Here is a 21,112-nt window from a genome sequence, read left to right on the forward strand (position 1 = left end):
GCCGGGTGGGGGCGGGGCCGTGGGCCCCCTGGGGCGGGGGTCGTCCTGGCCGTTGTCGGGGCCCGCCACCCCCTTCCCCCGCTTGGGGGGGGGGGCCCCAGCTTCGCCCCGGCCGGCGGGGGGCGCCGCGGCGCCCGGGCTCGGGGTCCTCAGCGACCGGGAGTCGGAGGTGCTGGCCCTCATGGCGCAGGGCCGGACCAACACCGCCATCGCGCTGAGACTGTGCGTCTCGGAGGGCACCGTGGAGAAGCGGGTCGCCGCCGTCTTCGGCAAGCTCGGTGTCCCCGGCGACAGCGGGGACAACCGGCGGGTCCTGGCCGTCCTGCGCTACCTCGGCGCACAGGACCCGGACGGGGCGGCGGCGGAGCGGCGGGAACTGGCGACGGCAGCCTGAAACCCCGACGGCCGGGCGGGCTCGGAATACCGAGCCCGCCCGGCCGTCGGGGACCACGCGGCCATGTCCGCCTGGTGCGGACCGGTCAGCCGGGCTGACCCGACCCGATGAACCCGCGGGCCAGCCGGACCTGGAGCTTCGCCAGCCGGAGGATGATCCACGGCCCGACGAAGAAGGTCACCACGCCCGCCGCGAAGTGCAGCCCCACCACACCGGCCGGGTGGGGCCCGCCCCACGCCGGATCCGGGTAGGGGCGCCAGCCCCAGACCGGGTACGTGAGGTTGCGCGCGGAGACGATCAGCCAGCCGGCCACCGCGAGGAATCCCAACGCGCCCGCGAGCATGTTGAGCACGTAGAAGGCGGCATGGCGGACGAAGCGGTTGTCCCCGGATCGGCGGCCGATCTCCTCACCCAGCCAGAACCGGGCACGCACCCGCTCGAAGCCGGGGCCGAACACGGCGACCACGACCAGGACGACCAGCAGGATCAAGGGGCCCAGTTCCTGGTGGCCGTTGTCCTGCGCCGCCTTCATGGCGTACTGCAGGACCAGGATCAGGCTCAGCGCGAGCGGCAGCAGAAGGGTGTACAGCACGTACCTCCAGGTCTGCCGCCGAAACGGCAGGCGCAGCAGCCCGCGCAGACCGGCGGGCTCGTCCTGGACGGTGAGCGGAGCGCGGGGACGGACGGTGTTCGGCATGGGGGGTTTCCTTCCTTGGACGCGGACGCGGAAATGTGCCCGGTGGGGGGACGGGCCCCCACCGGGCACAGCGATCAGGCTGCGGTGGCGGTCTCCTCGGAGCCCACCGTGCGCCGGCCCTCGCTGCGCGCGATCGCCAGCAGTTGGAGCGCGATGGAGGTGCCCTGGCGCCCGAGCGCCTCCTGGTACTGGCTCAGGATCTCGTTCTCCCGCGTCAGCTGGAACTCGTGCAGACCGGCCAGCCGCCGCAGCGCCCTGAGCTGGGAGTCGGTGGTGGCGCGTTCCTCGATCAGGGAGATGATCGAGCGGTCGAGCGAGGCGAGGTGCGCCTGACGCTCCATGAGCCGGGCGGAGTTGACCGGGGACATCTCAGACCTCCAGGGTGTGCGGTGCTCGCTTGGCGGGTGGCGACGGAAGGCGTACGGCCGAGGCGGGGACCGGCGAACCGCCCCGGCCGGGGCTCTTGAGAACGGGGGGCGGCGCGACCGCGCCGGTCGCGGCCGGTGGACGGAACCCGAAGGCCTTGAGCAGCGGTCCGGTCAGGGCCGTGGTGACCAGCGCCATCAGGACCAGGACCGTCAGACCGTTCGTACTGATCAGTCCGGCCTCCCAGCCGATACCGGCGACGACGACCTCGGTCACTCCACGGCAGTTCATCAGCGCGCCGAGCCGCATGGCCTCGTTGCGGGGCATGCCCACGACCATGGCCGCGCCCCCGGCGCCGGCGAACTTGGCCACCGTCGCGGCCGTCACGACACCGACGAGGACGAACCAGTGCCACGGGTCGAGACCCAGCCCGCGTACCGAGACGTTGAGCCCGACCCCGGCGAAGAACAGGGGCAGCAGCACAGCCAGGGTGAACCCCTGCAACTGCTCGTTCATCCGCTCCGCCGCCCGGGACCCGCGCGGCACGACCGTGCCGAACAGGAAGGCGCCGATCACCGGGTGCAGCCCGATCATCTGGGTCACCGCCGCATAGGCGACGGCTCCGACCAGCAGCATCATGGGCAACAGGAGCTTGGCGCCACCCTGTCGCTTCTCCGCGGCGTGCACGGCGGACGCCAGCAGGGGTCGCACGACCAGCACGGTCGCCGTGACCAGGGCGAGCGTCATGCCGACCGTGGCGGCGACACTCCCCGTGGCGCTCGTCATCGCCAGGACGACCGTGAGCGCCAGCCAGGCCACGCCGTCCCCGACGGCCGCGCCGGCCAGGGCGAACGTCCCCAGTCCGGAACGGTCCATCCGCAGATCGACCAGGACCCGGGCGAGCACCGGCAGCGCGGTGACCGACAGTGCCAGACCGAAGAACAGGGCATAGCTCGTGTGGTGGCCGCTCGTACCGCGCAGCACATCCGGAGCGGCCACCGCGATACCGAGACCGGCCAGGAAGGGGAGCCCCATCCCCCCGACGACCGTGGCGGCGAGCGCGGTGCTCCCCGCCCGGACCCGTTCCATGCGCAGCTCGCAGCCGAGCAGGAACATGAAGGTGACCAGTCCCAGCTGCGCCGCCATGGATATGGTCGACTTCACCTCGGTGGGCAGGAGCCACGCCTGGGCGGACGGCCACACCCAGCCGAGCGCGGAGGGCCCGAGAAGCAGGCCCCCCACGATCTCCCCGATCACCGCGGGCTGGCCGAACCGGCGCAGCAGCGTGCCCAGTAGGTGGCTCAGCAGCACGATGACCGCGACGGCCAGCAGGAAGCGGGCCGTCGGATCGATCCCGGAATGCTCACCTCCGCCACGCACCAGACCGGGCCCCCACACGACGGACGCGCTCACCAGCACGACCAGGCCGGCGGCCATGCCGACCGTGGGGCGCCCGGACCTCAGCGGGCCCGGGCCCATCGGGCGCGTCGACGACAGCGTCATGAGGCCACCCCCTCCGGAGAGGGCCGGGTGCCCGCGACCGCGCCGCCGGGCCAGTGCGCGAAACGGCGCACCCCGTACAGCAGAGGAGTACCCGACTCCTGGACAACTCCGGTCACTTCGCCCAGCACCATCGTATGATCGCCCACTTCGATCAGCTCGGACACGCGGCAATCGGCCGTTGTGAACGCGTCCTGGACGAGCCAGGGCAGACCCGCACCGGGCGACGGCCGCCATTCGACCTGCCCGAACCGGTTCGAGACGGGCTTGGCGAACACCTCGGCGGCGCCCCGGCCGCCGTCGTGCAGCAGGTTCACCGCGAAGGCGCCATGGGTCCGCAGCGCCCGAAGTGTCTCGCCGCGGCTGTTCAGGCACACCGAGAGGGTCGGCGGCTCGGAGGTCACGCTCGCCAGGGACGAACAGGTGAGCCCGCGCGGCAGACCGTCCGGGCCATAGGTGGTGATCACGGCGACGCCGGTGGGGAAGGCGCTCATGAGGGAACGGAACTCGTCCACGGCCACCGGGGGCCGCACGGCGGAAGCATGCTGCGGTGGGCATTCCCACGATCTCACGGAGCGCAGACCCGGACGGACGTCCGTGGTCCGTGGTGCGGGCTGGGCTGGCATTCTCACTCGCCTCCAGGCGCGTATACGGAAGTTGGCCGGCAGGGGGCGCCGGTGCCCGCACGAAGGGGGGTGCGGGCACCGGCGGCAGGGAGGTACGCCCGCGCTCAGTGGATCGAGGCGAGGTACTCGTAGCAGCTGGGAAGCGCGTCGACCAGGCGCTTCGCGTCGTTCTGCACCGCGGCCAGTTCGGCGCGCGCGGCCCTGGGGTCGATGTGCGAGAGCGCGGGCCGCGGCCGGGCCGGCTCGTGGCCGAGACCCATCAGCAGCGTGATCCAGGAGTACTGCTCGAAGCCGTGGTAGGGCTGGTAGATGTTGCGGTCGTCCAGCAGGTGCGACGAGGCGATGTCGAGCCGCTCGGCGAGACCGTCCGGCAGAGTGCGCGCCTTGGCCTCCTTCCAGTACGGGGTGTCCTCGCGTGCCGCCGCCACGTAGTGCAGGACCAGCAGCTCCTTGACCCCGTCGAGGACCTCGGCGACCCGGCCGTTGTAGTCGTTGCGCAACTGCGGGTCCCAGTGCTCGTCGGGGAAGTTCTTCACCAGCTGCTCTATGCCGTGCTGGATGAAGAAGATGCCCGTCGACTCGAGCGGCTCGACGAACGCGCTGGACAGGCCGATGGCCACGCAGTTGTTGACCCACGAACGCTCGTTGCGGCCGATACGCATACGGATGTGGTTGGCCTCGAGGTCGTCCTGGCCGGGGGCGGCGAACTCGCGGAGAGTGCGCTCGGCCTCCTCGGGGGAACAGAACTGGTCGGAGTACACATAGCCGTTGCCGTTCCGGCCGAAGAGCGGAATCGTCCAGATCCAGCCCGCGTCCATCGCGGTCGCCGTCGTGTACGGGTTCATGCCCTCCGTTGCCTGGTTCGGCTTGGGGACACGCAGGGCGACGGCCCGGTTGTTCGGCAGCACGTCCTCGAAGGAGAGGAACTTCTCCTCCAGCGTCTTGTTGATCAGCAGCCCGCGGAAGCCCGTGCAGTCGATGAACAGGTCGCCGGCCAGGTCGCCGTGCTCACGTGTGGTGACGTGGCTGATCCAGCCGCGCTCGTCACGGGCCACGTCGACCACGTCGTCCACGACATGCCGCACCCCGCGGTCGGTGCCGTACGTGGTGAGGAACTTCGCCAGCAGCCCGGCGTCGAAGTGATAGGCGTACGGGAACTGGGTGCGCTGCTCCTGCAGAGTCGAGCGGCCCAGCGAATCGTCCAGCCCGCCGGCGAACAGCGACCCGTCGAGCATCCGCGGCGAGCGCTGCGCCTCGCACAGGTGCGGGGTGAGGTAGACCCCGTGGTCGAAGGGCTTGCTGCGGTCGCCCTCCTTGAGCCACCAGTCGGCGAGGGAGAACCCGTCGGAGGTGCGAAGCCGCTCGAAGGGGTGGTAGAAGTGCTCCCCGGCCTTGCGCCAGTTCTCGAACCGGATGCCCATCTTGTACGAGCCGGCGACGTGCGGGAGCCAATCGGTCTCGTCGAGACCGAGATAGTCGAAGAAGTGCCGGACTGTGCTGAACGTGGCCTCGCCGACCCCGATGCTCGATACCCGGTCGGACTCGACGACGGTGACGGCGATACGGTCACCGAATGCCGCCTTGAGGTAGGTCGCGCTCATCCATCCCGCGGTGCCTCCGCCGACGATGACGACTGACTTGATCACTGAGCATCTCCTTGTTCCGGAACTGAAAGAACTGAAAGAAATAGAGGGGAAGAGAGCTGGACCGAGCCCGTTGCCCGGGCGGTGCCGCCGGGAGGTGATCCATGCACGGAAGGTATCCGGGCGCGTTTTCCTTCTGTTATCGATGGGATTTACCGGAACCGCTGGGTGAGCATTTCCGCGCCGCTGTGCATCCGGACGGCGACGGACCGCGCGCCCAGGACGGCCACCGAGCCGTGACAGGTCTCGCCCGTCGGGAGATCGGCGAGCGCGGGCAGCGGTTGCGTGCCGCCCCCCGGCGCGTGGCGGCGCAGCAGCGCGGCGGGCTCGTGCGGTGCCGAGACGCTGAGATCGGTCATGGCCGTGTACAGCCCCTCACCGGTCGCCTTCAGCACCGCTTCCTTGCGGGTCCAGTACGTCAGACAGGCACGCGCCCGGTCCCGGGGCGGCAGCTCCGCCACGGCGGCGCGCTCGTCGTCGGCCAGCACGAGTTCGAATTCCGCGGGTACCCCCGCGAGCCCGCCCGCGGACCTCCCGCCGCCCGGTCCCGGCCGCTCGCCCGTGTCCACCGGGCCGGGAAACTCCTCGACGTCCACGCCGACGGGGTTGCCCCGGACCACGGCGACGGCCACCACCTGGCCCGAGTGCGAGATCGACAGCTCCCAGCCGGCGGCCGCACCGACCGCCCGCGGCTTGCCGTGGCTCCCGCCGCACTCCGCGCATCGCGTATGCAGCCGCACCGACTCGGGTGCCACGCCCATCAGGGCGCCGAGCGCGGTCCTGGCCAGCACCCGCCCGGTGACGAAGCGGGACAGATCGAGCTCGTGCACGTACGAGGAGCAGCGGGTGAGTTCCGCCGCCTCCAGCAGACCGAACCAGGACGCCGGACGGGTCAGCGGCCGCTGCAACCAGACGTGACACTCGATGTCCCGGTACATGGCATCCCGGTACATGGCCTGCTTCACCTCCCTTCCCGAAGCGACGGATGGGGCATGTGCTTCGGACCGCTCGTTCCTCAGGCCGCCGCGCGTGAAAGCGAGAGTTCCTGTTCGGCCGTGAGTTCGGCCTCGAGCAGCCGCTCCGACCAATAGGCGTTGAGCCTGCCGTCGAAAAGCCTCCGGAAATTGCCGAGGAGCCGCAGCCGTTCGGCCGGCACGGGTTCGTGCTTCACGAAGAACGGAAGATCGGCAGGGGTGATATGGCGCATTCCCAGCAGCGGAATCGGGCTGGTGAAAGGCCGGAAGTCGTCATTGTGCAGACCGATCGTCTCGTGCTCGGGCCAGAAGTCACCGATCATCAGTCCCCGCGCGACGAACTCCGGCTTGAGCGCCGCGTGCACCCGCGCGACCATGGCCTTGAGTTCCGCGTCGGGCAGCCCGTACGGCACGGCCATACCCACGAGGTAGAGCCGGTCGGAGCCCAGCTCCCCGGCCCGCTCCAGAACGCCGTCGCGCAGCTTCCGGGCCAGCGCCATGAACGCCTGGTCGCCCTCGGACGCGTCGAACTCGGTCATGGTGACGTAGCGCCGGCGGATCGCCTTGACCATGTAGGGGCAGACGACTCCGTCCCGCCCGAGTTCGGGATGCGGTTGGATCGGGTACGTGCTCAGCCAGTCCCAGGCCTGGGACATCCGGTCGCCGGACATGCGTGCCTCCCTGTTGGACATCTGCGGGGACGCTAGCCAGGAGACGTATCGCCTCGGCATCACACCGGCTTCACGGCGGGGGCGGGAGGAAAGCTTTAAGCTCTGGCCATGGGCAGCACTCCGCACACCCCGCCCCTGCCGGCCCCGACCACCCCCGCCGGCCAGGAGGGCCTCGCCGCGCTTCTCGCCCGGCCCGACCGCGCCGTCATCGCGCTCGATTTCGACGGCACGCTCGCCGACATCGTTCCGGACCCCGAACAGGCCCGCGCCCACCCCGGCACCGTCGAGGCGCTGGCCGCGCTCGCCCCCAAGGTCGCTTCGATCGCCGTGATCACCGGCCGCCCGGCCGGCGTCGCGGTCCGCTACGGCGGCTTCGCCGGGGTCGAGGGGCTGGACCGGCTCGTCGTCCTCGGCCACTACGGCGCCGAGCGCTGGGACGCCGTCTCCGGCACCGTCCAGGCCCCCGACCCGCACCCCGGCGTCGCCGCCGCGCGGGCCGAACTCCCCGGCGTGCTCGACAGGTTCGACTCCTGGCACGGGACCTGGATAGAGGAGAAGGGGCAGGCGCTCGCCGTCCACACCCGCCGCGCCGCCGACCCGCAGGCCGCCTTCGACGCACTGCGTGGCCCCTTGGGCGACCTCGCCGCCCGCCACGGGCTGATCGTCGAACCGGGCCGCCTCGTTCTGGAGTTGCGGCCCCCCGGCATGGACAAGGGCGTCGCCCTCACCCGGTACGTGCACGAGACCGGCGCCGCGTCCGTGCTGTACGCGGGCGACGACCTGGGCGACCTCGCCGCGTACGCCGCCGTCGACAAACTCCGCACCGAGGGCCCCGACGGCACCCCCGGCCTGCTGGTCTGCAGCGGCGCGGAGGTACCCGAACTGGCCGAGCGCGCCGACCTGTCGCTGCCCGGCCCGGGGGCCGTCGTCGCGTTCCTGTCAGCCCTGGCGCAGCGCCTCTAGCTGGTCCAGGAACCACTGCTGCGGCGGCAGCGCGGTGGCCGCCGCGGCCAGCCGCTCCGTGCGGGCCGCCCGCTCGTCGTCCGCCATCGTCAGCGCCTCGTGGAGGGCGGCGGCGGTGGCGGACACGTCGTACGGGTTCACCGTGATCGCGTCGGCGCCCAGCTCCTCGTACGCCCCCGCCTCCCGCGACAGCACCAGCGCGCAGCCGGCGTCGGAGACGACCGGGACCTCCTTGGCGACCAGGTTCATCCCGTCCCGGATCGGGTTGACGAGCGCCACGTCCGCCAGCCGGTACGCCGCCAGCGAGCGGGCGAAGTCGTCCTTGACGTGGAGGACGACCGGGGTCCAGTCCGCCGTCCCGTACGCCTTGTTGATCTCATCGGCGACGCGCTGCACCTCGGCCGTGTACTCCCGGTAGACCGCCAGGTCCTGCCGCGAGGGGTAGGCGAACGCGATGTGGGCGACGCGCCCGCGCCATTCGGGCCGCTCGTCGAGCAGGGCGCGGTAGGCGTGCAGGCCGCGGACGATGTTCTTGGAGAGTTCCGTACGGTCCACCCGCACGATGGCCTTCCGGCCGGGGCCCACCTGCTCCCGCAGCGCCGCCATCCGCTCGTCCACATCCGGCTCATGGGCGCGGCGGCGCAGGAAGTCCGCGTCGGCGCCGAGGCCGTGCACCCCGATCCTCGTGCGGCCGGTGCCGCCGAGGATCTCCGTACAGCAGCCGATGAACGCGTCCGCCCAGCGGCGGGTCAGGAAGGCCGCGCGGTCGGCGCCGAGGATGCCGTGGAGCAGCTGTTCGGCGATGTCGTCGGGCAACAGCCGGAAGTAGTCGACGGGCGCCCACGGGGTGTGGGAGAAGTGGCCGATCCTGAGGTCCGGGCGGAGCTCGCGGAGTATGCCGGGCACCAGCGACAGGTGGTAGTCCTGCACGAGGACCGCCGCGCCCTCGCCCGCCTCCTCGGCGAGCGCCTCGGCGAAGGCCCGGTTGTACGTCTCGAAGGAGGCCCACTGCCGGCGGAACTCCGCGTCGAAGACGGGTTCGACGGGCGTCTGGTAGAGCAGGTGGTGCACGAACCACAGCACCGAGTTGGCGATGCCGTTGTACGCGTCGGCGTGCACCCGCGCGTCGATGTCGAGCATCCGGACGCCCGGCTCTCCGACCCCGCGCCGCACCGCCTCCCGGTCGCCGTCCCCGAGGGCGGCGCAGACCCACATCTTGTCGTCCACGGCGCTCAGACCGGAGACGAGTCCGCCCCCGCCGCGCTTGGCGTCGAGGGAGCCGTCCTCGCGCAGCGCGTACGAGACGGGGCCGCGGTTGGACGCGACGAGTACCTGGGCAGCGGGCTGAGGTGTGTGGGCGTGCTCGGAGACCATGGGCGGAATCTAGCCCGATCACGAACCGCCCAAACGTGCGAAGTCAGACCGTTTCAGGCCGCGCGGCGTGAAACGTACTCCTCGATCTCGCACATCGGCGGCCGCTCCTCGGTGTCCACCGGATAGGTGTGCGCGACGAAACCGTGCTCGCCGCGCTCGAACTGGGTGATCGACGGACGGACCAGAGGTCCGCGAGTCAGGCGGAGTTGGGCGGTCCGGTAGATCGTGGCCGCCATCCGGCCGAGCGCCTGGCCGTCCTGGTGACGGTGCTTCCTGACGCCGACGTCCACCTGGGCGAGTGCGTCCAGACCGACCGTGTGCAGGGAGTCGACGAGCAGGCCCAGCTCCACTCCGTAACCGACCGGGAACGGCAGGCGCTCCAGCAGCGAGCGGCGCACGGCGTACTCGCCGCCGAGCGGCTGGACGAAACCGGCCAGCTGGGGCCAGTGCAGATTGAGCAGCGGGCGTGCCACCATTTCGGTGACCCGGCCGCCCTGAGCAGTGGTTCCGCCGAGCGGGCGGTCGTACATCGCCTTGACGAACTGGACCGAGGGGTCGGTCAGCAGCGGGCCCACGGTGCCGGAGACGAAGTCCGCCGAGAAGTCCTTCAGGTCCGCGTCGATGAAGCAGACGATGTCCCCGCTGGTCACCAGGAGTGACCGCCACAGCACCTCGCCCTTGCCGGGGACGGCCGGTATGCGGGGCAGGATCGCGTCCCGGTGGACCACCCGGGCCCCCGCCCGGCGGGCGACCTCTCCGGTGGCGTCCGTGGAACCGGAATCGATGACCACGAGCTCGTCGACCAGCTGCACCTTCTCCATGAGCTCACGCCGGATCGTGGTGACGATGTCCCCGACCGTCTCCGCCTCGTTCAGCGCGGGCAGCACCACGCTCACGCGCGTGCCGTGCGCCTCGTTCCTGGCGTCCAGCAGACGGTCCAGCGGACGGTCGTCGGCGGACCAGGAACGCCTGGTCAGCCAGCGTTCGACCTCTTCGAGCACGGTCGGTACTCCCTGCATGTGATCCATCTCGCGGTACGGACGGCTATCTCAACAGTCCGGTGCTTCGGTTACAGTCTGAACAACGCGGACGACCCTCGCATGCCGGGGTCCGCCCGCCGATAAACGCCTGGATCCATGGTCCAGTGCCATAGCGCTCATCCAGAGGGACAGAGGGAACGGCCCGTTGAAGTCCCGGCAACCCTCCCGCCGACCGCGAGGTCAGGTGGGGAAGGTGCCAATTCCGTCTCGTGACGAAACGCGTCGCGAGGAAGATGAGGAGAAAGGGCCTCGCCATCATGGCTGTTGAGACTGTTGCAGCACACACTGAATCTTCTGTGGACCTCGGTCCCGCCGCGGCACTTTCCTGCCGCGAATGCGGAGAGCGGTTCGCACTCGGCCCCATTTTCGCCTGCGCGTCCTGTTTCGGGCCGCTCGAAGTGGCGTACGACCTGCCGAGCGGCTCCCCGGACGAGCTGAAGAAGCGCATCGAGGCAGGACCCGACAACATCTGGCGTTACGCGCCGCTGCTGCCGGTCCCCTCCGACGTCGCCGACAAGCCCAACCTCAACCCCGGCTTCACCAAGCTGGTCAAGGCCGACAACCTCGCCCGCGAGCTGGGCGTCACCGGCGCTCTGTACGTCAAGGACGACTCCGGGAATCCGACGCACTCCTTCAAGGACCGTGTCGTCGCGATCGCCGTCGAGGCCGCCCGTGCCTTCGGATTCACCACCCTTTCCTGCTCCTCCACCGGCAACCTCGCCGGCGCCGTCGGTGCCGCCGCCGCCCGGGCCGGACTGCGCAGTTGCGTGTTCATCCCGCACGACCTGGAGCAGGGCAAGGTCGTCATGGCCGCGGTGTACGGCGGTGAGCTGGTCGGCATCGAGGGCAACTACGACGACGTCAACCGCTTCTGCTCCGAGCTCATCGGCGACCCGCTCGGCGAGGGCTGGGGCTTCGTCAACGTCAACCTGCGCCCGTACTACGGCGAAGGCTCCAAGACCCTCGCGTACGAGATCTGCGAGCAGCTCGGCTGGCGGCTGCCCGACCAGATCGTCATCCCGGTCGCGTCCGGCTCGCAGCTCACGAAGATCGAAAAGGGCCTCCAGGAACTGATCAAGCTGGGCCTGGTCGAGGACAAGCCGTACAAGATCTTCGGCGCCCAGGCCGAGGGCTGCTCCCCGGTCTCCGCGGCCTTCAAGGCCGGTCACGACGTCGTCCGGCCCCAGAAGCCGAACACGATCGCCAAGTCCCTGGCGATCGGCAATCCGGCCGACGGCCCGTACGTCCTGGACATCGCCCGCCGCACCGGCGGCGCAGTCGAGGACGTCAACGACGAGCAGGTCGTCGACGCGATCAAGCTGCTGGCGCGCACCGAGGGCATCTTCGCCGAGACGGCCGGTGGGGTGACGGTCGGCGTGACGAAGAAGCTGATCGACGCCGGCGTGCTCGACCCGACGCTCACCACCGTCGTCCTGAACACCGGTGACGGCCTCAAGACGCTGGAAGCCGTGGCCGCCACCGCCCAGGCGAGCGCCACGATCCGCCCGAGCCTGGAGTCCTTCCGCGCCGCCGGCCTCGCCAACAGCTGACCACCCGACACCAGGAAGGGCACCCACCATGAGCGTCAAGGTCCGTATCCCCACCATCCTTCGCGCCTACACGGGCGGCCAGGCCGAGGTCCCGGCCGAGGGCGCGACCCTCTCCCAGGTCATCGAGTCCCTGGAGAAGGACCACCCGGGCATCGCCGCCCGCGTCCTGGACGACCAGGGCAAGCTGCGGCGCTTCGTGAACGTGTACGTCAACGACGACGACGTGCGCTTCGAGGGCGGCCTTGACACGGTCACGCCGGACGGTGCCGGCATCTCGATCATCCCGGCCGTCGCCGGCGGCTGCTGAGCCGCGGGCGTAGGCCCTCTCAGGGCCGGCCCGACTTCACCGTGTCACCGGAGTTGCCCCCTCTGCGAGAGAAGCGGAGGGGGCAATTCTGCATGGTTGAGCGCGGTAGAGTGTGGGAAGCCCCCTCCGCTGCCCGTGCCGCCCGCATATGAGAATGCGCCTGGCCACGACTAGAAGCAGCCAAAGTGCCCGAGCTCCTTGCGCCATAAGTCGCCTTTGCCTGGCCCGACTTGCCCAGGAATCCCCTCACTTCCCCGCATTCGGGCGATCGGTGCTGCTCAGAATTCTCGTCCGATTGACCTGTTGCAGAGGGCAGTTGGGCAGATACATTCGGCCGCGGTCGACGCGTTCCGGCGCTACGAGCCCTCTCCTGTCGGAGGGTGAGTTCTGACCCGGGCCCGCGAAGTGCGGTCCTGTGCAAGGGCCAGTAATAGGGGAGTTAGGCATGGCTCAGGGCACCGTCAAGTGGTTCAACGCGGAGAAGGGGTACGGCTTCATCGCGGTCGACGGTGGTGCGGATGTTTTCGTCCACTACAGCGCGATCCAGATGGACGGATACCGCACCCTCGAAGAGGGTCAGCGAGTTGAATTCGAGATCTCGCAGGGCCAGAAGGGGCCCCAGGCCGACATGGTCAAGCTCGCCGTCGGCTGAGCCCGGCCAGCCGTCGCGCAACCGGCCGACGTCACTACTCACGCACGAAGGGTCCGTACCCCAGGGGTACGGACCCTTCGCGCGTCCCAGGAGGCTCGTGAGTCTCCCCCGGCCGCTGTCCACACTCCGAGGGGGACGCTTGCACTCTCGGGGGTCGAGTGCTAATTATTGGCTTAGCACTCTCTGGGTGAGAGTGACAGAAACTTGGACCGGGCCGGTGAGGCCCGCAGGTCTCCGGGGCAAGGAACCGGCAGACACGCAGGCCGTCCGTCGCGGGCGCCTCTCGGTCCGGAGAATCCACCCCTGTCCGGGAGGACCACTTCATATGGCCAAGATCATCGCCTTCGACGAGGAGGCCCGGCGCGGTCTTGAGCGCGGCATGAACCAGCTCGCCGACGCCGTCAAGGTCACCCTCGGCCCCAAGGGCCGCAACGTCGTCCTTGAGAAGAAGTGGGGCGCCCCCACGATCACCAACGATGGTGTTTCCATCGCCAAGGAGATCGAGCTGGAGGACCCGTACGAGAAGATCGGTGCGGAGCTCGTCAAGGAGGTCGCCAAGAAGACGGACGACGTCGCCGGCGACGGTACGACCACCGCCACCGTTCTCGCTCAGGCGCTCGTCCGCGAGGGCCTTCGCAACGTGGCCGCCGGTGCCAACCCGATGGCTCTCAAGCGGGGCATCGAGAAGGCCGTCGAGGCCGTCTCCGCCGCCCTCCTGGAGCAGGCCAAGGACGTGGAGACCAAGGAGCAGATCGCTTCGACGGCCTCCATCTCCGCCGCTGACACCCAGATCGGCGAGCTCATCGCCGAGGCCATGGACAAGGTCGGCAAGGAAGGCGTCATCACCGTCGAGGAGTCCCAGACCTTCGGTCTGGAGCTCGAGCTCACGGAGGGCATGCGCTTCGACAAGGGCTACATCTCGGCGTACTTCGCCACGGACATGGAGCGCATGGAGTCGTCCCTGGACGACCCGTACATCCTGATCGTGAACTCGAAGATCAGCAACGTGAAGGACCTCCTTCCGCTGCTCGAGAAGGTCATGCAGTCCGGCAAGCCGCTGCTGATCATCGCCGAGGACGTCGAGGGCGAGGCCCTGTCGACCCTGGTCGTCAACAAGATCCGTGGCACCTTCAAGTCCGTCGCCGTCAAGGCCCCGGGCTTCGGTGACCGCCGCAAGGCCATGCTCGGCGACATCGCCATCCTCACCGGTGGCACCGTCATCTCCGAAGAGGTCGGCCTCAAGCTGGAGAACGCCGGTCTCGACCTGCTCGGCCGCGCCCGCAAGGTCGTCATCACCAAGGACGAGACGACGATCGTCGACGGCGCCGGTGACAGCGACCAGGTCCAGGGCCGCGTCAACCAGATCCGTGCCGAGATCGAGAACTCCGACTCGGACTACGACCGCGAGAAGCTCCAGGAGCGCCTCGCGAAGCTGGCCGGCGGCGTGGCCGTCATCAAGGCCGGTGCCGCGACCGAGGTCGAGCTCAAGGAGCGCAAGCACCGCATCGAGGACGCGGTGCGCAACGCCAAGGCCGCTGTCGAGGAGGGCATCGTCGCCGGTGGTGGCGTGGCTCTGCTCCAGGCCTCGGCCGTCTTCGAGAAGCTCGAGCTCTCGGGTGACGAGGCGACCGGCGCCAACGCCGTCAGGCTGGCGCTGGAGGCCCCGCTCAAGCAGATCGCCGTCAACGGTGGTCTCGAGGGTGGCGTCGTCGTCGAGAAGGTGCGCAACCTGCCGATCGGTCACGGCCTCAACGCCGCGACCGGCGAGTACGTCGACATGATCGCCGAGGGCATTATCGACCCGGCGAAGGTCACGCGCTCCGCCCTGCAGAACGCCGCGTCCATCGCCGCGCTCTTCCTCACCACCGAGGCCGTCATCGCCGACAAGCCGGAGAAGGCCGCTGCCGGCGGCGCTCCGGGCGGCATGCCGGGCGGTGACATGGACTTCTGATCCTCACGGATCGGTAGTTCCTGCACAGCAGTACACGACACCGGCCCCCGGGGATGCGTCCCCGGGGGCCGGTGTCATGCCCGGACGGCGCCCGCCGCCGTCCGCTACTCCGATGTGCCGTCACCGGCCGTCCGGTGCCGGATCCACACGTTCGGCTCGACGTAGACCGCACGGTCGAGCGCGAGGTCGCACCGTACGGGGACGAGCGCGCCCGGCACCTCGACCTCGCCGTCCAGGTCGAACGGCAGGCCCGTCCAGCCGCGCCACTGGGCGAGCGATCCGCTGACGGTCATCGACGCCGGAGCGACCTTCACGATGGTCCCGCCGTTCCTGACGTGCACCCGCAGCCACGGGTCCTCCGGCAGCCCGTCGCCGCGCCGCCGGCCGATGTACTCGGCCATCGGGACGTGCGGGTGCAGGTGCTTGGCCGTCGGGCGGACCGGGGCGAACAGCGCGTCGTGGCCGCGCCGGGCGGCGGCGCCCCGCATCGCCTCCAGCATCCGGTACGACAGCCCCCGGCCCAGGTACGCGGTGTCCACGGTGATCTCCAGCGCGCTCGCGGCCGTGGCCGCCCGCCCGCGCCGCCGGTCCTGGTACGCCCAGGTCAGCACTCGGTCCCAGCCCTGATCGGGCGTCGCCTCGCGGCCGTCCGCCGAGCCGTCGAAGGGCACGGCGAGACCGCGCGCCACGACGCGGTCCCCGTCGGTCGCCACCACGCAGTAGTCGGGGAAGTCCTCCACGACCCGGCCCAGCAGGGCGCTGCCGACGAGGTCGTGCGGGATGAAGGGCGGCCAGGTGTCGGCGATCTCGTACACCCGGGGGATCAGCGCGGGCCGCTCGGCGAGCGAGGTGATCCGTATGTCGTCGCAGGCTGTCGTCACGGTGCGGAACTCTCCCACAGACGGCACACCGCGGTCACGGTCTTCCGTTTCCGCTTCAGCCGGCGTCGAGCCCGTCGACCAGCCGGTTGAGGAAGCGGGCGAACGTGGCGTCGGGGGTGACGGGACGTCCGGCGGAGGCGAGGGCCTCGGCCAGTTCCGGGTGGTGGCCGTCCGCTGCGACGGCGGCGAGGTAGAGCGCCTCGGCCGCGGCCCGGCCGGCTGACCGGGCGGCATCGGCCTGGGCGATCTCGTGGGCCACGTGCCCGGCCACGAACGCGGTGAGCTGGGCGAAGACCTCCAAGCGGGCTCCGCCGTCGAGACCGCTGGGGCGCAGGGCTGCCAGAGCGTGCTCCAGGAAGGCGAGGGTGCGGGGGCCGAGGGTACGGCGGGCGGGCACGGCGGTGGCCAGCCAGGGGTGGCGGAGCATGTGGTCGCGCTGGAGATGCCCGATGCCCTTGAGGTCGGCCCGCCAGTCTCCGGTGAGCGGCCCGGATGCGGGGAGCTCGCCGTTGACGTGGTCGATCATCAGGTCCAGCAGCGTCTCCTTGTCGGGGGCGTAGCTGTAGAGCGACATGACGCCGGCGCCCACCTCCGCGGCGACCCGCCGCATGGTGACCGCGTCGATTCCCTCCGCGTCGGCCAGGGCGACGGCCGCCACCGTGATCGCCTCGCGGCTGAAGGCCGGCCTGCGCCCCCGGCGGGGCCGGTCGGGGGTCAGCCAGAGTTCTCGGGGGTCGACGCCGGTGGCGCCGGGCGCGTCGGCACGGGTCACGATCCTGCTGTTCCCTTCCTCGGGCTGAGGCTCCTGTGTGACTCATCCAAGCATCGACTATTCTCGTACGCAGTACGAGAATACATCGAGCGATGGAGGCGAACGATGACATCACCCACGCACGACGCCCGGCCGAGGCCCGCCCGGACGCCGGCGTCCGCGAAGCCCCCGCTGTCCGCCCGGTTGATGCGGGCCACCTGGCGCGGGCTTCCGGCGAGGCGCCACCGGATCGCCTGGGAACCGGGCCTGACCGTTCCCGCCGCGGACGGCAGCCCCCTCATCACGGACCACTACTTCCCCCGCGGTCAGGGCGACTTCCCCACCCTCCTCGTACGCTCGCCCTACGGACGCGGCGTCCCCTGGTCCCCTCAGTACGGGATGCTCTTCGCCGAACAGGGCTTCCACGTCGTCCTGCAGAGCTGCCGCGGCACCGGCGGATCGGGCGGCGCGTTCGACCTCTGGCGCAACGAGGCCGCCGACGGCCTCGCCACGCTCGACTGGCTGCGCGAACAGCCCTGGTTCAACGGGACCCTCGGCACGGTCGGACCCAGCTACCTCGGCTACGTCCAGTGGGCACTGGCCCTGGACCCGCCGCCGGAGCTGAAGGCCATGGTCGTCCAGGTCGGCCTGCACGACCCGTACGCCCTCTTCCACACCGACGGCGCGCTCCACCTGGAGAACGCGCTCCTCGTCGGCACAGGAATGACGCACCAGCACCGCGGCATGCTGCCGTTCATCAAGGCGACCCTGCGGCTCCAACGCCACCTCAAGGACATCGTCGCCGCCCGCCCGATCCGGGGGGCATACGCAGCGGCACTGGGACAGGAAGTGCCCTGGCTGGACGACGTGATGACACACCCGGACCCGGACGACCCGTACTGGCAGGGCGCGTCGGCGGGCGAGGCGGCCGACCGCCCCGGCATCCCCACCGCCCTCGTCACCGGCTGGCACGACGCCCTCGTCGACCAGAGCATCGCGCAGTACGCGCGGCTGCGCCGGGCCGGCGCCGAGGCCGCCCTGCTCGTCGGGCCCTGGACCCACACCTCCGCCCTGCAGAAGGGCTGGCCCCAGGTGTTCGCCGAGAGCCTGGCCTGGCTCCGCGCGCACCTGTGCGACGACCCCTCGGAGCTGCGCCCCACCCCCGTGCGCGTCCACATCGGCGGCGCGGAGGCGGCGTGGCAGGACCTCGACGCGTGGCCGCTCGCCCCGGCCACCACCGCGTGGTTCCCGACCGCCGACGGCCACCTCACCCGACAGCCGCCCACGGACACCGCCCCCCTGACGTCCTTCCGCAACGACCCCGCCGCCCCCACGCCGTCCCTCGGCGGCCCGCTGCTGTCCGGCACGGCGGGCGCCCGGGACAACGGCCCGCTGGAGTCCCGCGACGACGTGCTCACCTTCACGGGCCCTGTCCTGACCGAACCGGTCACGGTGCTGGGTGCCGTCTCCGCGAGAATCAGCGCGTCCACGGACACCGGGTTCGGGGACGTGTTCACCCGGCTGTGCGACGTGGACGCCGAGGGCAGCTCCACCAACGTCTGCGACGGGCTCGCCCAAGTGCGTACGTCAGGCGGGGAACCGGCCCACGTCACCGTCCCGATGAGCGTCACCGCGTACCGCTTCGGCGCGGGCCACCGCATCCGCTGGCAGATCAGCGCGGGCGCGCACCCGCGCTATGCGGCGAACCCCGGCACGGGCGAGCTCAGGGCCGACGCGATGAAATCCATACCGGTGCGCGTCACCGTTCACGCGGATTCCGCGCTCGTGCTGCCGCAAGGGGAACACGTGGACGCCGACGGAACCAGGCCCTAGCCCAGCGCCTCGACCACCACGCGGGGCAGGAAGGTGGACGTCGGGACCCCGACCTGTTCGCAGTAGTCGGACAGCTTCATTCCGGGGGCGTCCGTTTCGAGCGACCGCTTGCTGAAGATGCCCTTCAGCACCCGGTACCGGCCGTCCGGGGTCGCCTCGGCGGGGACCGATCCGGCGTATCCGGCCAGGGTGAGGTTCCCGTTGGCGAAATGCCCGCCCGGGGGCAGATCGAACTCCGTGTGCGTGCCCGCGTCCTGGTGGCCGGGCACGAGATCGGAGAACAGCACCTTGTCCTTCGTCACGACGGTTTCCTGAGGGGTGTTCATCTTGATGTAGAGGAACGAACCCTTGATCTCCAAGGGGCTGATCGGCTCACCGAAGTAGTAGAACTTCGTCTTCTCCTCGTTCTGGGAGATCCCGGTGTACCTTCCCCTCTCGATCTCGTCCATCCGCATCATGAAGTACGTGTAGTCCCGCATGTGGTCCCGGTCCAGGGCGCCGGCCAGCCGGTCCACTTCCTGCACCGTCGTCACCTCGGTCCAGGCCGAGGAGTCGAACGGGCGCGGGGCGGCGTTCACCGTGATGCGCAGGATGGCGTGCAGAAGCCGAGCCTGCTTCCTCCTGTCCCGGGCGGCGTTCGCGGCCTTCAACTCGTCTCCCAGAGCGGTGAGATCCGTGAACCGGTCGCCGAGCGGAGAGAAGGCCCGGCCGTCGTAGTCCGTGTCCTCCCCGCGACTGGTCGGTTCCGCGCGAATGCTGGTGTTGGGTCCGAGGAACTGATTGCCGCCCTGCCACTCGTAGAAGGCGTGGCGGATGGCGTTGAGGTTGTTTCCCCGGAATTCGGCAGTGTCGCCCCCGCCCGGCTTGACCAGCGCGGCGCGGAACTTCGTCTTGAAGTCGTCCCGGTTCGAGTTCGGCGGAATCTTGACCTTCAGGTTCTCCAGCATCGCGTCGGTGATCTGCTCGGGTACGGCTTCGCGCAGCAGGATCGCCCGCGTCCCGGCGTCCACGGACTCGAGTGCGGTCGACAGCTGGGAGTGCGCGACGACGTGGTGCGCGGTCAGTTCCCACCCGTTGTGTGCGCCGCCGGAGGCGTGGGGGTTGTCACTGCGCATCCGCTGCACGGACGGGTCGCCGGAGCCGGGCGAGCCGGCCATGGCCTCCGCCGAGTCACGGGCCGGGGCGCTGCCTGACAGGACGCGCCTCGCCTGCGCCTCGGCCTCGCGTTCGTACCGGTCGGAGGGGTCGGAGACCCGGAGGCCGCCGCCGTTGTCGGTGCCGCTCACCGGTCCCTGGCGCTGCTGGATGACGTGGGTCAGCTCGTGCGCCAGGGTGTGCCGGTCGCCCCCGCCGTCGCCCAGCACGATGTGGTTCCCCGAGGTGTACGCCCGAGCGCCGATCTCGGCGGCGGAGGTACGGGCGGCGCCGTCGTCGTGGACGCGTACGTCGGCGAAGTCCGCGCCGAACCGGGCCTCCATGTCCGTACGGGTCCCGCTGTCCAGGGGCTGCCCGGCGGAGCGCAGCACGTCGTGCACGGCGGAACGCTGCACGGCCGCCTGCCCGCCCTCGTGCCGATGCCCGTCCTCGGCCCCGGGGTGGCCCGCCTGCCGCAGCAGCTGCACCAGGGCCGCGTTCCCCGCAGCGTGAGGGAGCGGGAGCAACCCGTGCGGGGCGGCGCTCCCCTCTCGCTCCGACGCCTGAGGAGGCTTGCGCGCCGCCGAACGCTCGGTCTCGGCGCCGTCATGGGCGGGCTTGGAGGCGTGCGGGCGCATCCGGGTGACCTTCCGGGCTGGGCAGGGTGAACCTTCCCTGTATATCCGGGTTGTACGGGCGCGGCCAGGGTCCCCGGGGGCAGAGAGCGTTGCCCGGCCGGTGCCGGTGCGGCGGACTTGTCGTCCCCCCGGAGGCTCGCAGGCGGTGGCCGCCGTCAAGGCTGCGGCGATGCCAGCCCCGAGGCGACGCCTGCCCTCAGGCGATGCCTGCCCCCAGGCGATGCCCGCCCAAGAGGGTGAACCGGATCTGCCCCGGCGTGGGGCCGGCGTGGGCCCGGCGTGGTTGCCCGGCAGGACGGCCCCGCCTAGGGTCTCTCGTTCCTGTTGCTGTTCCCGAACGCGGAGATGTGCGCATGAGCTACGACGACTTCTGGGAGTACCCGCCGGACCGGGGCATCGCGCAGCACGGGGAGTTCCGGCTCACCGTCGTCGAGGCCCCCTTTCCGGGCGGGAGCGGCGTACTACCCGCCCACGACCCCGTGCGGGCACGGGAGTTGACCGCGTCGCTCGGGACGGTCGACGCGGTGGTGGGGGAGTCCGGGCGGATCGAGGCGGTCGAGCGGGCGCCGTTCGGCACGCGGGCGGATCTCGATCTGGTCGGCGTCGGCTGCTGGGGGCCGGTGACCGAGGTCAACGATCCGGCGCTGGCGTCCACCGACGGCTCCTTCCCTCTTGCCGAGCAGGCTGACGCGCTGGCCGCACGCTTCCCCGGCGCGGTCGTCATCGGCTCGGCGCGGATCGACCACTCCGCGTCCTACGGCGCCCACGTGATCCTTCACCCCGACGGCGTGCGGCTGTTTGCCGCCGGGTGGAGCGGCGAGGGGGACTGGGACCGTGAGGGTTCCGTGCGGGAGGTCGTCGAGGTTTTCGGGATCGGTGGGCAGGAGCGGGCGGAGGCGGGCATTGAACTCGACGACGACCCAGAAGAGTTCGCCTGGGAGGGGCTGACGCGGCTGGCCCTGGGGCGGGTGGCCCCGATGGCGCGTGCCGGGCGGGTGCTGTCGGTGTTCCGGGTCCGGCGCACCGAAGAGGTCGCCGGTGATCTGGAGGACACCTGGATCGGGGAGCCGGACGGGTTCGACGGCGAGTAGCCGGGGGCCGCCGGATACCGGGCCGGAACGGGGAGCGGCAGTGAGTTCTGAAGGTAGCGATACGGAAATGCGAAGA

Annotated in this window: 20 protein-coding genes and 1 riboswitch; of the genes, 8 read left to right on the forward strand and 12 right to left on the reverse strand. The window is 70.7% G+C overall.

Annotation, left to right across the window (positions count from 1 at the left end; translation table 11 throughout):
• Window positions 1–19 precede the first annotated feature (19 nt).
• A complete protein-coding gene (locus tag ABTX18_RS29090) occupies window positions 20–394 on the forward strand; it encodes a response regulator transcription factor (protein ID WP_352125867.1) in 375 nt (124 codons plus the stop codon).
• A gap of 85 nt (window positions 395–479) precedes the next feature.
• Here the strand turns inward: ABTX18_RS29090 and ABTX18_RS29095 are convergent, their stop codons facing one another.
• The 7 genes from ABTX18_RS29095 to ABTX18_RS29125 all read right to left on the reverse strand — a co-directional run bounded on the left by ABTX18_RS29095 (window position 480) and on the right by ABTX18_RS29125 (window position 6,892).
• Complete coding sequence (locus ABTX18_RS29095; protein WP_352125743.1) at window positions 480–1,091, reverse strand: sensor domain-containing protein; 612 nt, start codon at window positions 1,089–1,091, stop codon at window positions 480–482.
• A 74-nt stretch (window positions 1,092–1,165) separates the two neighbouring features.
• Window positions 1,166–1,459 carry a chorismate mutase family protein gene (locus tag ABTX18_RS29100; protein WP_352125744.1) on the reverse strand — a complete coding sequence of 98 codons (294 nt, stop codon included), beginning with the start codon at window positions 1,457–1,459 and terminating at the stop codon, window positions 1,166–1,168.
• 1 nt (window position 1,460) lies between these two features.
• On the reverse strand, window positions 1,461–2,960 hold the full coding sequence (locus tag ABTX18_RS29105) for a cation:proton antiporter (protein WP_352125745.1): 1,500 nt from the start codon (window positions 2,958–2,960) through the stop codon (window positions 1,461–1,463).
• Window positions 2,957–3,451, reverse strand: coding sequence for a flavin reductase family protein (locus tag ABTX18_RS29110; protein ID WP_352125746.1), 495 nt, complete (start codon window positions 3,449–3,451; stop codon window positions 2,957–2,959). Before ABTX18_RS29110 ends, ABTX18_RS29105 begins: the two co-directional genes overlap by 4 nt.
• 236 nt (window positions 3,452–3,687) lie before the next feature.
• Window positions 3,688–5,229: a tryptophan halogenase family protein gene (locus tag ABTX18_RS29115; protein ID WP_352125747.1), complete on the reverse strand. Its 1,542-nt coding sequence runs from the start codon at window positions 5,227–5,229 to the stop codon at window positions 3,688–3,690.
• Window positions 5,230–5,378: 149 nt separating this feature from the next.
• The gene (locus tag ABTX18_RS29120; RefSeq protein ID WP_352125748.1) at window positions 5,379–6,191 is read right to left on the reverse strand and encodes a 4'-phosphopantetheinyl transferase family protein; all 813 of its coding nucleotides are present in this window, start codon (window positions 6,189–6,191) and stop codon (window positions 5,379–5,381) included.
• A gap of 50 nt (window positions 6,192–6,241) precedes the next feature.
• Window positions 6,242–6,892: a DUF6875 domain-containing protein gene (locus tag ABTX18_RS29125; protein WP_352125749.1), complete on the reverse strand. Its 651-nt coding sequence runs from the start codon at window positions 6,890–6,892 to the stop codon at window positions 6,242–6,244.
• A gap of 87 nt (window positions 6,893–6,979) precedes the next feature.
• Here ABTX18_RS29125 and otsB point away from each other — a divergent pair, with 87 nt between their 5' ends.
• Complete coding sequence (gene otsB / locus ABTX18_RS29130; RefSeq protein WP_352125750.1) at window positions 6,980–7,834, forward strand: trehalose-phosphatase; 855 nt, start codon at window positions 6,980–6,982, stop codon at window positions 7,832–7,834.
• Here otsB and ABTX18_RS29135 read toward each other — a convergent pair.
• Window positions 7,811–9,208, reverse strand: coding sequence for an alpha,alpha-trehalose-phosphate synthase (UDP-forming) (locus tag ABTX18_RS29135; protein ID WP_352125751.1), 1,398 nt, complete (start codon window positions 9,206–9,208; stop codon window positions 7,811–7,813). The genes otsB and ABTX18_RS29135 overlap by 24 nt on opposite strands.
• A 53-nt stretch (window positions 9,209–9,261) precedes the next feature.
• Complete coding sequence (locus ABTX18_RS29140; protein WP_352125868.1) at window positions 9,262–10,209, reverse strand: glucosyl-3-phosphoglycerate synthase; 948 nt, start codon at window positions 10,207–10,209, stop codon at window positions 9,262–9,264.
• Window positions 10,210–10,361: 152 nt separating this feature from the next.
• Window positions 10,362–10,488: riboswitch (SAM riboswitch) on the forward strand.
• Between the two features lie 17 nt (window positions 10,489–10,505).
• Here ABTX18_RS29140 and thrC point away from each other — a divergent pair.
• The 4 genes from thrC (at window position 10,506) to groL (ending at window position 14,708) form a co-directional block, all read left to right on the forward strand.
• Window positions 10,506–11,798, forward strand: coding sequence for a threonine synthase (gene thrC, locus ABTX18_RS29145; RefSeq protein WP_352125869.1), 1,293 nt, complete (start codon window positions 10,506–10,508; stop codon window positions 11,796–11,798).
• A 28-nt stretch (window positions 11,799–11,826) separates the two neighbouring features.
• Entirely contained in the window at window positions 11,827–12,105 is a 279-nt protein-coding gene (locus ABTX18_RS29150) for a MoaD/ThiS family protein (protein WP_352125752.1), read from the forward strand.
• 445 nt (window positions 12,106–12,550) lie between these two features.
• Complete coding sequence (locus ABTX18_RS29155; RefSeq protein WP_003967346.1) at window positions 12,551–12,757, forward strand: cold-shock protein; 207 nt, start codon at window positions 12,551–12,553, stop codon at window positions 12,755–12,757.
• Window positions 12,758–13,082: 325 nt separating this feature from the next.
• Window positions 13,083–14,708 (forward strand): chaperonin GroEL, encoded by a 1,626-nt coding sequence (groL, locus tag ABTX18_RS29160; protein WP_352125753.1) that lies wholly within the window; start codon window positions 13,083–13,085, stop codon window positions 14,706–14,708.
• Window positions 14,709–14,812: 104 nt separating this feature from the next.
• Here groL and ABTX18_RS29165 read toward each other — a convergent pair whose 3' ends face one another.
• A complete protein-coding gene (locus tag ABTX18_RS29165) occupies window positions 14,813–15,589 on the reverse strand; it encodes an N-acetyltransferase (RefSeq protein WP_352125754.1) in 777 nt (258 codons plus the stop codon).
• Window positions 15,590–15,644: 55 nt separating this feature from the next.
• Window positions 15,645–16,361 carry a TetR/AcrR family transcriptional regulator gene (locus ABTX18_RS29170; RefSeq protein WP_352125755.1) on the reverse strand — a complete coding sequence of 239 codons (717 nt, stop codon included), beginning with the start codon at window positions 16,359–16,361 and terminating at the stop codon, window positions 15,645–15,647.
• Window positions 16,362–16,466: 105 nt separating this feature from the next.
• Here ABTX18_RS29170 and ABTX18_RS29175 point away from each other — a divergent pair, with 105 nt between their 5' ends.
• Complete coding sequence (locus ABTX18_RS29175) at window positions 16,467–18,173, forward strand: CocE/NonD family hydrolase (protein ID WP_352125756.1); 1,707 nt, start codon at window positions 16,467–16,469, stop codon at window positions 18,171–18,173.
• On the opposite strand, the gene ABTX18_RS29180 is transcribed toward ABTX18_RS29175, so the two are convergent.
• On the reverse strand, window positions 18,170–19,945 hold the full coding sequence (locus ABTX18_RS29180) for an eCIS core domain-containing protein (RefSeq protein ID WP_352125757.1): 1,776 nt from the start codon (window positions 19,943–19,945) through the stop codon (window positions 18,170–18,172). The genes ABTX18_RS29175 and ABTX18_RS29180 overlap by 4 nt on opposite strands.
• 353 nt (window positions 19,946–20,298) lie before the next feature.
• Here ABTX18_RS29180 and ABTX18_RS29185 point away from each other — a divergent pair, with 353 nt between their 5' ends.
• A complete protein-coding gene (locus ABTX18_RS29185) occupies window positions 20,299–21,036 on the forward strand; it encodes a DUF6333 family protein (protein ID WP_352125758.1) in 738 nt (245 codons plus the stop codon).
• Window positions 21,037–21,112: the final 76 nt, after the last annotated feature.

Source organism: Streptomyces sp. NPDC096323 (assembly GCF_040302845.1).
Lineage (GTDB): Bacteria > Actinomycetota > Actinomycetes > Streptomycetales > Streptomycetaceae > Streptomyces.

What these genes read in the sequence shown, in the direction of transcription:
- ABTX18_RS29180 (WP_352125757.1), bottom strand. Translation starts at nt 19,945, where the DNA reads ATGCGCCCGCACGCCTCCAAGCCCGCCCATGACGGCGCCGAGACCGAG.
- ABTX18_RS29125 (WP_352125749.1), bottom strand. Translation starts at nt 6,892, where the DNA reads ATGTCCAACAGGGAGGCACGCATGTCCGGCGACCGGATGTCCCAGGCC.
- ABTX18_RS29110 (WP_352125746.1), bottom strand. Translation starts at nt 3,451, where the DNA reads ATGAGCGCCTTCCCCACCGGCGTCGCCGTGATCACCACCTATGGCCCG.
- ABTX18_RS29185 (WP_352125758.1), top strand. Translation starts at nt 20,299, where the DNA reads ATGAGCTACGACGACTTCTGGGAGTACCCGCCGGACCGGGGCATCGCG.
- ABTX18_RS29105 (WP_352125745.1), bottom strand. Translation starts at nt 2,960, where the DNA reads ATGACGCTGTCGTCGACGCGCCCGATGGGCCCGGGCCCGCTGAGGTCC.
- ABTX18_RS29100 (WP_352125744.1), bottom strand. Translation starts at nt 1,459, where the DNA reads ATGTCCCCGGTCAACTCCGCCCGGCTCATGGAGCGTCAGGCGCACCTC.
- ABTX18_RS29155 (WP_003967346.1), top strand. Translation starts at nt 12,551, where the DNA reads ATGGCTCAGGGCACCGTCAAGTGGTTCAACGCGGAGAAGGGGTACGGC.
- otsB (WP_352125750.1), top strand. Translation starts at nt 6,980, where the DNA reads ATGGGCAGCACTCCGCACACCCCGCCCCTGCCGGCCCCGACCACCCCC.
- ABTX18_RS29135 (WP_352125751.1), bottom strand. Translation starts at nt 9,208, where the DNA reads ATGGTCTCCGAGCACGCCCACACACCTCAGCCCGCTGCCCAGGTACTC.
- ABTX18_RS29175 (WP_352125756.1), top strand. Translation starts at nt 16,467, where the DNA reads ATGACATCACCCACGCACGACGCCCGGCCGAGGCCCGCCCGGACGCCG.
- groL (WP_352125753.1), top strand. Translation starts at nt 13,083, where the DNA reads ATGGCCAAGATCATCGCCTTCGACGAGGAGGCCCGGCGCGGTCTTGAG.
- ABTX18_RS29150 (WP_352125752.1), top strand. Translation starts at nt 11,827, where the DNA reads ATGAGCGTCAAGGTCCGTATCCCCACCATCCTTCGCGCCTACACGGGC.
- thrC (WP_352125869.1), top strand. Translation starts at nt 10,506, where the DNA reads ATGGCTGTTGAGACTGTTGCAGCACACACTGAATCTTCTGTGGACCTC.
- ABTX18_RS29095 (WP_352125743.1), bottom strand. Translation starts at nt 1,091, where the DNA reads ATGCCGAACACCGTCCGTCCCCGCGCTCCGCTCACCGTCCAGGACGAG.